Below are 14,182 nucleotides of genomic sequence, written 5' to 3' on the forward strand. Positions count from 1 at the left end.
CGCCGTTCCGTCAGCCCGCCCGCAGCGATTGCAGGCGCGGCAGGCGGTGCTCGATGCCGTCGATCTGCCCCGCGCTGCCGTGGTGGATCACGGCGACGCGGGTGGCGCGCAGTTGCGTCAACTGGTCAGCGCTGACTTCAAAGCTCTTGGCCAGGCGCTGGTCGGTCAGCGGGCGGATCGGCTTGCGGCGGTCCTTGCCGCCGAAGCGGCGGTGGTTGTACACCGCCCATGCCACCAGCACCGCCGCGTTGACCACGGCCAGCACGGCGTAGCCCCACAAGGTCTGCACCGTCGGCAGAAAGACGGGCAGCAGCGGCGCGTCCGGACCGCTGGCGGCCCCGCGCAGAATGGCCAGGATGCCGGCGCCAAACAGGTAGACGAACGCGAACCAGCCAAAGGCGGTCAGCGCGAAGTCGAACAGATAGCCCGCGCGCGAGCGTTGCGTGGTGATGATCATGATGCCTCCGGTGATTTGATGCCGCGGTCGGGACTGGTCCAGCGGGCGCGCTGGGCCTGCTTGCGCAGCATGACCTTGGGGAAACTGACCAGCGTGGTGAAGAGACTCACCATCCAGTAGGCCAGCGGATACCAGATGACCCAGTAGAGCGCGCGCGCCAGGCCCGGCTCATAGCGGCGGTCGATCAGGATGCTGACGGCGAACTGCAGCAGGCACACGACCGCCAGCATCATGCCGGTAAAGGCCGGCGGCAGCAGGCTGGCGATCTGCATGTTGTTGGGCAGCGCGACGACCTGGCTGACCAGCCACAGCACCACCGACAACCCGAACGCAAATGCCCAGGCGGTCGACAGGCAGAACTCGGCCATCAGCGGCCACAGCCGGCGGTGGCGCCAGTTCCAGATCGAACGCAGGTTCTTCAGGAACACCTCCGCGCCGCCCTGCGCCCAGCGCAGCCGCTGCTTCCACAACCCGCGCAGGGTCTCGGGCATCAGAATCCAGCACAGGCCGCGCGGTTCGTAGAAGATGGACCAATGGTCGCGCTGCAGCTTCCAGCTGATGTCGATGTCTTCGGTGATCATGTCCAGGCTCCAGTAGCCCGCGCGGTCCAGCGCAACGCGGCGGAACGCGGCGACGACCCCTGACACCGTGAAGACCTGCCCGTACACGCGCTGCGTGCGCTTGATGAGTCCGATGATCGAAGAGAACTCGCCAACCTGGATGCGCCCGATCAGCGTGGAGCGGGTGCGGATGCGGGGGTTGCCGGTGACGGCGCCGACGCGCGGGTTGTCGATCAGCGGCGCCACCAGATAGGCGGCGGCATCGGGATCGAGCAGGGCGTCGCCGTCGATGCACACCAGGTATTCGCTGCGGGCCGCCAGCGCGCCCATGCGCAGCGCCATGGCCTTGCCCTGGTTCTGCGCCAGATGCACGACGCGCAGGCGCGGGTGTTCGGCGGCCATGCGGTCCAGCAGCGCGGCCGTGCCGTCGGTCGACCCGTCGTTGATGGCGATGACCTCGATGTGCGGATAGTTCTGGTTCAGCGCCGCAAGCAGGGTTTCTTCGCCGTTGTCGGCTTCGTTGAAGCACGGCACCAGAATCGACACCAGCGGCGAGCCGGCCAGTTCGGGCGGGGTGCGTTCGGCCCCCCATGCCCAGTGGCGCTCCCAGTGCCACCAGAAGTAGATGCCGCCCGCCATCCACATGCCGGACATGAACAGCGGATAGAAGAACACGAAGCCCAGCAGCGCTTCGCCGGTCAGCATCAGGGTGAATCCAAACGGCGCGCCGAGCACCGCGCAGAGAATCAGCAGGGCAATCAATCGATCAGTCATTGGAGGGGATACCAGGCTTCGGAGATGGCGGGCCGGATGCCTTGCAACCGGGGCTGGTCTTGCGAGAAGTCGTCGGGGTAGTAGCCGAAGCTGCGGGCGCCGCGCAGTTGCAGGCGGCGCATCCAGCCGGCCAGCACGTCGGTGTCCACCGGTGTGGCGTCGGGCCGATCGGGGCCGGTGCGCCAGTCGCGGCTTTGCAGTTCGAACACGGTCCTGGACAGCGCGCCGGGCCGGCGGGCGACGGTGTCGACCAGCGCGTCCAGCCACGCGTTTTCCTTGCCGGGCGCCACGTTTTCCATCAGCGGCATCGCCATCGGCGCGGTCCAGTCGTAGGCGGCCAGAAAGTCGTCCAGGTTCTGCGCGAACCAGGTTTCGCTTTCCGGATTCAGGATGGGCTGCGCGTAGATGTTGCGGGCCGTCTTGATCTGTGGTCCACGCACGGCGCGCACCTTCTCGGCGAGCGTCATGGTGAAGTCCACCAGATGGCGGCTCTTGTAGCGGGTCCAGCGCTGCATCGTGTCCGGATCCGCACGAAGTTCCGCGATGCTACCCGGCAACCCCGCCGCGCGGTACGCGGCCAGCGCGCCGGGGCTGGCGTCCTCGAAGTCCGAGAGCAGCGCGTCGTCGTGGAACAGGATGCCGTCGAAGATCGCCTGGCGCGCCAGGTCTTCGTACAGATCGCCGATGCGCGCGCGCACGGTGGCGTCAAAGGGCGACAGGCGGCGGTACTGGTCCGGGTCGGGCGCCACCTGTCCGGTGTCCGGATCCCAGCGCTCGACGCGCGGCAAGGCCGGGTCCATGTCGAAGGCCAGCACGGGCATCCAGGCGTAGACCATCACGTTGGCGCGGTTGTGCAGTTGCCAGGCGGCACGGTTGAAGAGGTCTGCGCGCATCGGCAGCCAGCGGTTCGGGAAGTACAGCGACTTCACCAGCCCATCGCCCTGCGGGTCGGAATAGGCCTGCAGGAACACCGTGTTGATCTGCATGTCCAGGATGCGCTGCACCAGCACGCCCAGGTTGCGGTCGGTCTGTTCCGGGTCCGGGTCGTAGACGTAGTCCAGGTCGATGTGCGCGACGCGCATGAAAGGGTCGGCCTCCATGCCCACCACGCTGTTGGCAAAGGACTTGAGCGCCGGATCGCTGGCCAGCAGCATGCGCGGCGTGGACATCAGGCGGGACAGGCGCCCGGGTCCGTCTTCCAGTGTCAGCGCCATCTCGTAGCCGTTCTCGGCGGTGATGCGCAGCGTGGAGCCGCCTTCCGCGCCATACGGCCAGACCCACACGCGCGGCTTCTTGCCGGTGGCCGCGCGGATCTTTTCCGTGATGGCGGCCACGTCGCGGCCCATGCGGGCGTCAAACTGCGCCTCGGTCTCGTACTGGCCGGTGCGCGCATCAAAGGCGCGGATGGCGGCGGCCGGCTCGGTGTTGCCCTGCGGATTGGCCAGCGCGCCGTAGTGCGAGGCGTCCGTGTGCGCGGCGATTTCCACAAGCCCGGAGCGCGAGATCTCGCGGATCTCATCCCAGTTCAAAAAGCGGTTGCGGGCCTCGGGCGTGCCGCCGAAATCCACCGGACGGTCGGACGGGGTATCCATCCAGACGCCCACGGGCGCCAGCAGCGCCGGCCATCCGTAGGCTTTCAGGATGGGCAGCACGCGGGTATGGAAGCTGCGATAGCCGTCGTCGAACGACAGCAGGACGGCGCGGTCGGGCAGCGGCTTGCCGCCTTGCCGGGCGGCCAGGATCTGATCCACCGACACGGCCTCATAGCCGTTGGCGCGCAGCCAGGCCAGCTGTTCAGCAAGCCGGTCCGTGCGCACGCTGAGAAAGGCCTGATCGGGGTCGTCGTCTTCAACGTCGTGATAGGCCAGGGCCAGGAACTGGCCATTGACCCACGGTTTGTCGATGGCCGCGACCGGGCGTTCGGCGGGCGGCGTGTAGACGGGGATGTCCTTGGCGCAGGCGGTCAGCGCCAGAATCATGAGGAACAGGATGCCGGCCAGGAGCAGCCGGGTATGCAGTTTGAGCATCATGTCGTTTCCGGAAAAACCAGGTCAGAAGCGGTAGGCAAGATCGAAGACGACGCGCAGTTCACGCTCGCGCTCGCCGTCATAGGGCCGGCTGGTGCCGGTGACCATGAAGCCCATGTCCAGAACGTCGTTCGCGCGGTAGCGCTGGCCGTAGCCCAGCGCGACGACGCCGCCCGTGCCGTAGCCCTGCTGGCTGTAAGTGCCGGCGCCCAGCGTGCCGATCTGCTCCCATGCGGTTTCGTAGCGGCGGTGCAGCGTGTGCGTCAGCCGCACGCCGGGCAGGGTCAGGAAATCGGCGCTGGGGTTGAAGTAGGGCGCGTCGTCGCGGTTGTTGTGCTGGGTGGACAGGCCCAACTCCAGGTCGGCCTTCAGGTGCGGCGCGGTGTAGACGCGCTCGCGGCCAGTCAGTCCGAATGCCCAACGGGTGTTGCCGTCGCTGAAACGGGACGGGGCGGCCGACAGGGTCCATTCGCGCCGCTCGTCGGCGCGCCAGCGCACGTACATCGACAGGCCGTTGGACGAGACGTCGTTGGTCAGCGCGCGCAGCGGCGTGTCGCGCGACAGGATTTCGGCCGAGCCGCCCACCTGCCAGTGGTCGTTCAGGTCGTAGGCGGCGGACAGCCGCGCGCCGGGCTTGACGCCGTGGCCGTAGTCGTTGGTGGAGACTTCGCCTTCCACGGTCAGATCGCGCACGCGCCATTCCACGCCGGTGCGCAGCCAGCGGTAGATGCCGCGGCCTTCCTCGAAGTCACCCGATGCGTAGCCGCCGCCGCCAAAGACCCGCCAGTCGTAGCCCATGGGCGGGGAATACAACACGGCGTCGATGCCGAAATCGCCGTTGCCGGTGACCGGACTGTCCGAGGCCAGGCCGCGGTAGCCGGTGATGCGCAGCTCGGCCTTGCGGTGGACCTCCCACTCGCGGGCCAGCCGCCGGCTGGTCAGATTTTCGGGCGAGCGAGCCAGGGTGTCGGCGGATAGCGCTTCGGCCTGTCGCCATTCCTGCAGGTCCATCGCCGTGAAGCCCTGGCCGTTCTCCACCGCCAGGTCGCGCGGCGCCAGCGTTTCGGCCAGCTTTAATTCGATTTCCGACGCGCGGGGCTGCGAGCGGGCGCGGTGGACGGTGGCCAGATCGCTGCGCAGCGCGGAATTGTTGGGCGCCTGCTGCACCATCTGCGCCAGGCGCTGGTGGGCCTCGATGGTGTCGTCGGCCTGAAGGTGCGTGGCGGCCAGCGTCTGGCGGCTTTCCAGGTTCAGGTCGTTGGGCATGCGCGTGGCCTGGCCCTTGTAGTAAAGCCAGGGGGCGTAGCCGGCCTGGACGGCGTCCGTGATCGGGGGCGTTTCGTCGAATTGTTCGCCTTCGGCCAGCGCGTAGTACAGGCCGGTCTGCGTGGCCAGACGCTGCGCCGGATCGTCGCCGGGCGCGCTGTCGCTGGCGGCCACCTGCCGGTACAGGTCGCGGGCGCGCTCGGGCTGGCGCAGGTACAGATAGGCGGAGGCCACGTCGCTCAGCGCGTAGCGCGGCACGTCGACGCCTTCGGCCAGCAGCGCCTCGTATTCCTGGATCAGCGCCTGCATCTGCACCCGGGCGTGCAGGGCGTGCAGGCGGTCGATGCGGGCGCGCAGCACGTCGGCGCGGGCGTCTTCGCCCAGTTTGCGCCACTCGGCAATCGCGGCGTCGTAGCCGGCCAGCGCGCGGTCGGCGATGGCAAACCGTTCGGCCTCGCCGCGCGCGGGCATGGCCGCCAGCCGCGCCTCCTGCGCCAGTGCGTCGGCCTGCAGGGCGCGCATCTGGGCGGGGGTAAACAGCGTTTCATGGCGACGCGCCCAGTCCAGCGCCACGTCGGCCATGCGGGCGCCCTGAAGCGCCCGGATGTATTCGCGCAGCACGTAGGGCGTGGCGGGCGCCAGCGCCTGTGCCTGGTCGGCCTGATGCAGGGCTTCAAATGGTTGGGACTGCCGTGCGTAGACGTAACTGAGCGCCAGCCGGGCGTCGGCGTCGCGCGGCTGGCGGGCGATGCGTTTCTCGCCTGCGGCGATCGCGGCTGGGAATTGCCCGGCGTCCGCCAGCGTCATGATCTCGCCCGCCGCGAAGGCGGCTTCGCCCGGATGGCGGCGCATCCCCTGGCGGTAGGCGTCGAGCGCCTGCGGCCAGCGCTGCTGGTCGCGGTAAGCCCGCGCCACGGCCAATTGGACGTTGGCCGGCGGCACGGCGCCGGCCGGCAGCGTCTCGTACGCGACGATGGCTTCGTCAGGCTTGCCCGCCCAGCCGGCGATGACGATCCGGTCGTAAACGGGCCGCACGCCCGCGGCGCTGCCCTGCGCGCGCAGCATTTCCAACGCAGGTTCGTAGTCGCCGGCGCGAGCGCGCTCGATCAGCGCGTCGTAGTGGCTTGACGGGGCGGCCAGCGTCAGCACGGGCGCGAGCATTGCGCTGGCCGCCATCAAGTTCAGTCTGGGTCCAACGGCGTTTGACCGCCTGGTTCGTTCGATTGGCATCTGTATGACATCCGCAGTGGCAATTCGGGGCGTCCATGGCTCCGCCACGCCGGACGGGCGCGAGCACCCGGCAAGGGCGGCCACAGGCGAACCAGGCGCCTGCAGCGCGGAAATGAACGTTTGATTGGGACTTGCGCGGCGCCCGCTACGGGGACCTTCGCACTCGCGCTATCGGAGTGCATGGCTAGTACGCGCCACGCCCGTGGGGCGTGATCGCGGCGCTTATGCTGCGCCGTCGACGGATGGAACTTTACGGAAAATTGCCGTGGTTAACTGTCAATTACTGCAAAGGGGGCGTCACGGCGAAGGCGCCTTGGCGTATTCTCTCGTCGCAGGCCGTGCAATCGTCTTGGCGCGGCGGTAAAGGTTCTGGTCGTACGGACGCGCGTTGCCCAGCAGGGCAAACGTCATGCGCGTCCTTTCGCCATTCTCGTAACAAAAAGCATCAAGAATGCTGACGTGTAACGCGCTTTGCTTGCGCGAACCCAGTGCAACTGCAGTCCCAACGGCGGGGCGGGCCGACGAGCCTGAGCCCGAGCGAACCATGACGACTAGCTTGTTTTTCCTGATGTGGGGCCTGGCCACGGCGCTGGCGTTGCCGTTGCTGCTGCCCTTTCACGTCCGCGGCGTTGAAGGCGTGCCTGCGTTCATGGCGGCCAATGCGCTGGCCGTGCTGTCCCTGCTGGCCTACGCGTCGGCCGAGATGATCCCGCCCGCCGCCTATGTGATGGTGTCCAACGCCGCCTGGGCCTGTTCCGCCGCGCTGGTGTACATCGGCGTGCGCCAGTTCTTCGGCATGCATCCGCATATCCTGCGCACCACCTTGTTGTGCTCGCTCTGCACCTTCGGCTTTGCCCTGCTGCTGTACCGCAGCGACAGCCTGGTGTGGCGCATGGTGCTGTATTCCGTCTACACCTGCGTGCTGATGGCAGCGACCGGCGCCGTCATCTTCCGGCAGCGCAGGCGCATCAAGACAAAAGGCGTCGTGCTGTATCTGCTGGTGGCATTTTTTGGGGTGGTGGCGTTGCACGCGCTGCGCGGATATGTCTACGGCGCGGGCGTGGAGACGCCGGTGTCGCTGCTGCAGCCGTCGGCCTGGAGCCTATTTTTCATTGTGTGCGGCTCGGTCACGGTGCCCGGACTCTTCCTGGCGCTGCTCTTCATGATCCAGACCAGCCAGGCGGAAAAGATGCAGGCCGCGCTGACGTTCGACAGCCTGACGCAAGCCTATTCGCGGCGCAGCATCATGGACGAGCTTGAACACGAGCTGCTGCGCTGTGAGCGCACGGGCGGCAAGCTGGCGGTGCTGGTGCTGGACATCGATCACTTCAAATCCATCAACGACCGCTACGGCCATGCGGGCGGCGACACCGCGCTGCGTCACTTCGCGCGCGTGGTGCAGAATGCGGTCCGTTCGAGCGATCGCTTCGGCCGCCTGGGCGGCGAGGAGTTCGTGCTGCTGATGTACGACTGCGATCCGGCGAGCGCGCTGGTGCAGGCGCAGCGCGTCTGCGACGCGTTGCGCGACATGCCGCTCTATCTGCAGGGGCTGGAAGTGCAGCTGACCACCAGCGGCGGGCTGGCGTCCTACCAGCCGGGCGACAGCGCCGACGTCATCCTGGCGCGGGCCGACGTGGCGTTGTACCGGGCCAAGGAGCAGGGGCGGGACCGCGTGGAAATGGCCTGGAGCGGCCGCGGCGTCGTCAAGACAAGCGGCGGCCTGCCGGCCGCCGCGAATGCCCTGGAAGCGGAAACCGCAGGGACTACGGCTTGAGGTGTTCCGTCAGGAACTTCTCCATGGCCTCGTAGAACTCGAACTTGTTCTCGTCGTTGTGAAAGCCATGGCCTTCGTTGTCCTTGACCATGTATTCCACGTCCACCCCGCGGGCCTTGAGCGCCGAGACCATCTGGTCGCTCTCGTCCTTGTTCACGCGTGGATCCTTGGCGCCCTGCGCGACGAACAGCGGCGTCTTGATCTTGTCCGCGTGCAGCGCCGGTGAAGTCGCGGTCAGGCGGTCGCGGTCGCGCACCGGGTCGCCCACCATGTCCTGCATTTTGTCCAGCATGGGTTTCCAGTAAGGCGGAATGGACTTCATGAACGTGAAGAGGTTCGATACGCCCACGTAGTCCACGGCCGCGGCGTACAGGTCCGGCGTGAAGGCCACGCCGGCCAGCGTGGCGTAGCCGCCGTAGCTGGCGCCATAGATGCCGATGCGCTTGGGGTCGGCGATGCCTTGCTCGACCAGCCATTGCACGCCGTCGGTGATGTCGTCCTGCATCTTCAGGCCCCATTCCCCGAAGCCGGCTTCCCAGAAGTCGCGGCCGTAACCGGTGGAGCCGCGGAAATTCATCTGCAGCACGCAGAAACCGCGGTTGGCCAGGAATTGCACTTCGGGGTTGTAGCCCCAGCCGTCGCGGGCCCACGGGCCGCCGTGCGGATTGACGACGCAGGCCAGGTTCTTGGGTTCGCGGCCGGCGGGCAGCGTGAGGTAACCGTGGATGGTCCGGCCGTCGCGGCTCTGATAGCTGATGGGCTGCACCCGCGACATGTCAGCCTCGGGGATGGCCGGGTTCAGGTCCGCCAGCTTGGTCAGCGTGCCGGCCACGGCGTCGTAGATGTAGCGCGCGCCGGGCGTGCGGTCGTTGTAGGCCGCCACGATGAACTTGTTCTCGTCGCGGTTGCCGCCCTGGATGACGACGTCGTAACCCGGCAGGAGATCGGCAAGCGTCTTGTACAGCGCTTCGGTTTCCGCATCGAAGAACTTGTATTGCGGCTTGTCGGTCTGGTAGGACGCCACGGTCAGCACGCGGCGCTTGCGCGAGAACGCGGCGCCGTCCAGGTCGACGGCCTCGGGCGTGAAGATGACATCCTCGGCGTCCGGCGTGGCCGGGTCGATGACGACCAGCGAGAGCTTGTCGCGATTGCGGTTGCTCAGCGCGTAGAACTTCTTGTCGTCGAACGTGAAGAATGCGGGGCTGACGCTGGTGCGGTAGTCGGTGGTGATGAGCGGGCGGAAGTCGGACGCTTCGTCGTCGCGGTAGAGCAGGGTGGTGTTCAGCCCGTCGCTGGCGACGGCGGCGCGCACCTTGCCCGCGTGGTCGGTCTGCCAGCCGACGATGTTGCCCGGATTCTGCGCCACCAGCACGGCCGCGCCGGTGTGGACGTTGACGCGGTAGACGTCGAAGACCTCGGGGTTGCGCTGGTTGTGGCTGATCAGCACGTGGTCGGGGTCGTCTTCGAGGTCGTCCTCGATGCCGGCGCGCACGCCCTCGTACGGGGTCAGGTCCGTGATCTTGCCGGTTTTGGCGTTGACGGCCAGGACGTGGAAGTTTTCGTCGCCGCCAAAGTCCTTCTGGTACAGCACCACGTCCGGGCCTTTCCAGAAATAGCCGCTGATGTCGCGCGCGGTCTCGCTGGTCAGCTGGCGCGGCTCGCCCACGAGCTGGCTGCCTTGCAGCGGCTGCACGTAGATGTTCATGCGTGCGGGGTTGCCGTCCACGCTGGTGGGCTGCATGAACGATAGCGTCTGGCCGTCGTCGGACAGCCGGAAATAGCCGCGCTCAGGATTGCGGAAGAAATCTTTCAGGGGATAGGCGCGGGGAGGCGGCTGCGTGGCGCAGGCACCCAGGGAGGCGCCGACGATGCCGGCAGCCAGGACGGTGCGCAGAAATGAGAACAAGGGGAAACCTCCGTGATGTCGATCCGCGTTGCAAATAGGCTGGTCGATAATGCCATAGCCGCGCAAGGGGTGTCGAACCCGCCCCGCCGATCCGGCGCCACTTATGCCGCCAGGCGGTTTGCGGGATAATCGCGGCACTTCTTCTGGAGATTTACATGTACAGGAATCTGGTCGCGGCCTCGGCGCTGGCCCTGGGGCTGGCCGGCTGCTCGCTCGGCATTTCGCCGGACAGCGCGTCGCCGCACAGCGAATTCAAGGCGCCGGTGGCCTTCAAGGACGCCTACGATGCGGTCATCCGCCAGTCCAACGCGTGCCTGCGCAGCACCGACAACGCCTACCGCGTCGTTTCCGACCTGAACGAAAGCGCGCAATCCGGTGTGGTGCGCGTGCTGGCGCCGTATTCCGATCGCGAGATGTCGCGCGTTGACCTGAAGTCCGAGGGGCCGAAGGCCACGGACGTGCGCATCGTGATGTGGGGCAAGGGCACGTGGGACCCCGCTGCCATGCGCGCGATGCAGGACGCGGTGTATTACGGGTTGGTGTCGTGCAGCACGTACATGCCGCTGGATCCGCGCCCGCCCGTCAAGCCGACGCGCGATCTGCCGAAGTAAGGCAGGACGAAAAAAGATCAGTCGCCGCCCGGACGGCGGCGGATGATCTTGAAGGTGGCGGTGGCGCGCGCCACCAGTTCACCGTCGGCGCGGCGGATGTCGCCCTCACAGAAGGCGATGGACGCGCCGCGGCGCAGGCAGCGCGCTTCGATGACCAGATCGCCCGTGCCGGGAGACAGGAACGTGGTGTTCATGTCGATGGTGGCCATGCCCTCGGTGGCGTCCGCGGAGCCGCGCGCGGCGGCGCTCAAGGTGAAGTCCAGTACGCTCATCAACGTGCCGCCGTGCACGTCGCCGCGGCTGTTGGTCAGGTCTTCGCGCCACGGCAGCGTCGTGCGGGCATAGGCGGGCGCGATGCTTTCCGGCACCAGGCCGATGAAATTCATGAAGGGAATGGTCAGGCCGAAGTAGTCGGTTTTGGCGGAGGCGGGTGCAGTCATGGAACCGTCGTGGGCGAGAAGGGATAGCGGATTGCCGCCGGTCATAATATATGTTTTTGCCACGGGATTGAGGTCATGACGGGGCAGGCGTCGGCGCAGTCTGCGCGCAAAATCGTGCATGTGGACATGGATGCGTTTTACGCGTCCGTGGAGCAGCGCGACAATCCCGACCTGCGCGGCAAGCCGGTGGTGGTGGCCTGGACCGGACCGCGCTCGGTCGTGTGCGCGGCGTCCTACGAAGCGCGGCGCTACGGCATCCATTCCGCCATGTCGGCCATCAAGGCCGAACGCCTCTGTCCGCACGCGATCTACGTGCCGCCCGATTTCAACCGCTACCGCGACGTGTCGCGACAGGTGCGGCAGATCTTCGCCCGACATACCGACCTGATCGAACCCTTGTCGCTCGACGAGGCCTACCTGGACGTGACGGTCAACAAATGCGGGCTGCCATCGGCCACCGAGGTGGCGCAGGTGATTCGCCAGCAGATCCGCGAGGAAACCGGACTGACCGCGTCGGCCGGTGTGGCCCCGAACAAATTCCTGGCCAAGATCGCGTCGGACTGGAACAAGCCCGACGGCATTTTTGTGGTGCGGCCCAGCAAGGTGCTGGCATTCCTGGAGCCCTTGCCCGTGCGCAAGGTGCCGGGCGTGGGCAAGGTCACGCAGGCGCGCCTGGAGCAGCTTGGCATCCAGACCGTGGGCGACCTGGCCACGCACAGCGCGCAGGAGCTGGAGCACTACTTTGGCCGCTATGGCCGGCGGCTGTACGAGCTGGCGCGCGGCATCGACGAACGCGAGGTCCAGACCGACCAGCCGTTGCAACAGGTGTCGGCCGAAACCACGTTTTCCAACGACGTCCGGCTGGAGGCCGTGGGCGACGCGCTGGACCGCATGGCGGAAAAGGTGTGGGATCAGGCGCTGAAGAAGGGCGCCTTGGGACGCACGGTGGTGCTCAAGCTGAAGACCGACCGCTTCCGCATCCTGACGCGCAGCCAGACCTGCGCCCAGCCGCCAACGTCGGCCATGGAGCTGGCCGCGCTGGCGCGGCTACTGTGCGAACGCGTGGAACTGCCGCCGGACACGCTGTACCGGCTGGCGGGGGTGGGGATGAGCAACTTCGCAGATCCGGGCGAGCAGTCGCGCCAGCCGGATCTGTTTGGAGGGGCGTTCTAGGTCTCGCCAGGGGCGTTCTAGGTCTCGCCGCCGGGCCGCCCCAAGGCGAGACAGCCCCCTCGGGGGGCAGCTAGCGCGCGAAGCGTGCGCGGCGTGGGGGCGTCAACCTTTTTACAGGCGGGCCTTCACTTGTTGCGACAGCGCCGTCATGTCGGCGCGGCCGGCCAGCTTCTGCTTCAGGATAGCCATCACCTTGCCCATCGCGGGCGCGCCCGTCACGCCTTGCGCGGCGACTTCAGCCAGCGCGGCGTCGATGGCGGCGGCCACTTCCTCGGGGGTGGCTGCCTGGGGCAGGAATTCCTGCAGCACGGCCAGTTCGCCCTTTTCCTGCTCGGCGGTTTCCGTGCGGCCGGCCTGCTCGAACGCGGCGATCGACTCGCGGCGCTGCTTGACCTGCTTTTCGATGATGGCGGTGATTTCGGCGTCGGACAGGTCGCGGCGTTCGTCAACTTCCTTCTGCTTGACGGCAGCCAGCAGGAAACGCAGCGTGGTCAGTCGCTCGCTGGCCTTGGCGCGCATCGCGTCCTTGACGGCGTCGGACAGGCGGGTCTTGAGCGTAGCAGTGCTCATCGGTAAACCTTTGTGGTGTTGCGGTAACCGGGAAGTGTAAACCGGGCCGGGGCACGACGTCGCCAAGCCGATTTCGCCGTTCGGATTTAAAGATGTATTATAAATATATGTTTAAAAGGCGAGCCCGTTCGCCATTCAAGGAGCAGTTGATGTTGAGCCCCCAAATCCGCGAGCTGGTCAAGGCCACGGCCCCTGTCCTGAAAGTTCATGGCGTCGCCCTGACCAAGCATTTCTACGCGCGCATGTTCCAGCACAATCCGGAACTCAAGCACGTGTTCAACCAGGCCCACCAGGCGGGCGGCGCGCAGCAGCATGCGCTGGCCGGCGCGGTGACCGCGTATGCCGAGCACATCGACGATCCCTCGGTGCTGATGCCGGTGGTGACGCGCATCGTGCACAAGCACGTCAGCCTGGGCATCCGGCCGGAACACTACGCCATCGTGGGCAAGCATCTGCTGGCTTCCATCCGTGAAGTGCTGGGCGATGCCGCCACCGACGAGCTCGTCGATGCCTGGGGCGCGGCCTATGGCCAACTGGCGGACCTGCTGATCGCCGAAGAGGCGCGCCTGTATGCGGAATCGGCCAACAAGCCGGGCGGCTGGACGGGCTGGCGCGCGTTCCGTGTCGTGGGCAAGCAGCCCGAAAGCGCCGAAATCACTTCTTTCTACCTGGCCCCTGCAGACGGCGGCACCGTGCCGGCGTACCGGCCGGGTCAATACGTGTCCGTGCGCGTATTCGTGCCGGAACTGGGCTTGATGCAACCGCGCCAATACAGCCTGTCGGACGCACCGGGCCACGATCGCCTGCGCATCTCGGTCAAGCGCGAGCCGGCCGGCGATCAGACGCCGGCGGGCCGCGTGTCCAACGCGCTGCACGACCGTCTGGAAGAGGGCGGCGTGCTGGACGTGGCGCCGCCGCAAGGTGATTTTCATCTGCGCGAAGACGGCGATGCCCCCGTCGTGCTGCTGAGCGGTGGCGTGGGCCTGACGCCCATGGTGTCGATCCTGAACCACCTGGTGCGCGCCAACGACGAACGCCAGATCCGCTTCGTGCACGGCTGCCGCAACCGCGCGGTCCACGCCATGCGCGAGCACGTGAACGACATTACGGCGTCGCGCGCCAACGTGCGCAAGGCGGTGTTCTACGAAGAGGTGGGCCACGGCGACCAGGCCGGCCGCGACTACGACCACACGGGGCGCGTCGACCTGCGCGCCATTCGCGATGAAGCCATCGTTCCCGGCGCCGATTACTACCTGTGTGGACCGGCGGCCTTCATGCGTGCCCAACGTGAAGCGTTGCTGGGGCTGGGTGTGGCCGAAGACCGCATCCACGCCGAGGCGTTCGGGACTGGCGGCCCCGGCGCCTGAGCGGTGTATCCTGGCGGCCTGATGTTT

General features: G+C 67.1%; 11 protein-coding genes. 4 read left to right on the plus strand and 7 right to left on the minus strand.

Annotated features, from left to right (window positions below):
* Window positions 1–10: 10 nt before the first annotated feature.
* The 4 genes from pgaD to pgaA are packed head-to-tail and all read right to left on the minus strand — an operon-like array spanning window position 11 to window position 6,245.
* The gene (gene pgaD / locus MHZ91_RS12575; RefSeq protein ID WP_175124053.1) at window positions 11–457 is read right to left on the minus strand and encodes a poly-beta-1,6-N-acetyl-D-glucosamine biosynthesis protein PgaD; all 447 of its coding nucleotides are present in this window, start codon (window positions 455–457) and stop codon (window positions 11–13) included.
* A complete protein-coding gene (pgaC, locus tag MHZ91_RS12580; protein WP_175138516.1) occupies window positions 454–1,791 on the minus strand; it encodes a poly-beta-1,6-N-acetyl-D-glucosamine synthase in 1,338 nt (445 codons plus the stop codon). Before pgaC ends, pgaD begins: the two co-directional genes overlap by 4 nt.
* A complete protein-coding gene (gene pgaB / locus MHZ91_RS12585; RefSeq protein ID WP_239213857.1) occupies window positions 1,788–3,821 on the minus strand; it encodes a poly-beta-1,6-N-acetyl-D-glucosamine N-deacetylase PgaB in 2,034 nt (677 codons plus the stop codon). Before pgaB ends, pgaC begins: the two co-directional genes overlap by 4 nt.
* Before the next feature lie 21 nt (window positions 3,822–3,842).
* Window positions 3,843–6,245: a poly-beta-1,6 N-acetyl-D-glucosamine export porin PgaA gene (gene pgaA, locus MHZ91_RS12590; RefSeq protein WP_239213860.1), complete on the minus strand. Its 2,403-nt coding sequence runs from the start codon at window positions 6,243–6,245 to the stop codon at window positions 3,843–3,845.
* Between the two features lie 613 nt (window positions 6,246–6,858).
* Between pgaA and MHZ91_RS12595 the strand changes: the two genes are divergently transcribed.
* Window positions 6,859–8,088, plus strand: a complete 1,230-nt coding sequence (locus tag MHZ91_RS12595) for a GGDEF domain-containing protein (protein ID WP_239213863.1) — start codon at window positions 6,859–6,861, stop codon at window positions 8,086–8,088.
* On the opposite strand, the gene MHZ91_RS12600 is transcribed toward MHZ91_RS12595, so the two are convergent.
* Window positions 8,078–9,994 (minus strand): S9 family peptidase, encoded by a 1,917-nt coding sequence (locus MHZ91_RS12600; RefSeq protein WP_175124058.1) that lies wholly within the window; start codon window positions 9,992–9,994, stop codon window positions 8,078–8,080. The genes MHZ91_RS12595 and MHZ91_RS12600 overlap by 11 nt on opposite strands.
* 155 nt (window positions 9,995–10,149) lie before the next feature.
* On the opposite strand from MHZ91_RS12600, the gene MHZ91_RS12605 reads away from it, so the two are divergent.
* Window positions 10,150–10,605: a BPTD_2524 family lipoprotein gene (locus tag MHZ91_RS12605; RefSeq protein ID WP_239213866.1), complete on the plus strand. Its 456-nt coding sequence runs from the start codon at window positions 10,150–10,152 to the stop codon at window positions 10,603–10,605.
* A gap of 17 nt (window positions 10,606–10,622) precedes the next feature.
* Here MHZ91_RS12605 and MHZ91_RS12610 read toward each other — a convergent pair whose 3' ends face one another.
* On the minus strand, window positions 10,623–11,045 hold the full coding sequence (locus MHZ91_RS12610; RefSeq protein ID WP_175138512.1) for a PaaI family thioesterase: 423 nt from the start codon (window positions 11,043–11,045) through the stop codon (window positions 10,623–10,625).
* Window positions 11,046–11,120: 75 nt separating this feature from the next.
* Between MHZ91_RS12610 and dinB the strand changes: the two genes are divergently transcribed.
* Complete coding sequence (gene dinB / locus MHZ91_RS12615; protein ID WP_175124061.1) at window positions 11,121–12,218, plus strand: DNA polymerase IV; 1,098 nt, start codon at window positions 11,121–11,123, stop codon at window positions 12,216–12,218.
* A 111-nt stretch (window positions 12,219–12,329) separates the two neighbouring features.
* Here dinB and MHZ91_RS12620 read toward each other — a convergent pair whose 3' ends face one another.
* The gene (locus MHZ91_RS12620; RefSeq protein WP_056569773.1) at window positions 12,330–12,788 is read right to left on the minus strand and encodes a GatB/YqeY domain-containing protein; all 459 of its coding nucleotides are present in this window, start codon (window positions 12,786–12,788) and stop codon (window positions 12,330–12,332) included.
* A gap of 149 nt (window positions 12,789–12,937) precedes the next feature.
* Between MHZ91_RS12620 and hmpA the strand changes: the two genes are divergently transcribed.
* A complete protein-coding gene (hmpA, locus tag MHZ91_RS12625; RefSeq protein WP_239213868.1) occupies window positions 12,938–14,155 on the plus strand; it encodes an NO-inducible flavohemoprotein in 1,218 nt (405 codons plus the stop codon).
* The last annotated feature ends 27 nt before the right edge of the window (window positions 14,156–14,182 follow it).

This window comes from Achromobacter sp. ACRQX (genome assembly GCF_022346505.1).
Lineage (GTDB): Bacteria > Pseudomonadota > Gammaproteobacteria > Burkholderiales > Burkholderiaceae_B > Achromobacter > Achromobacter animicus.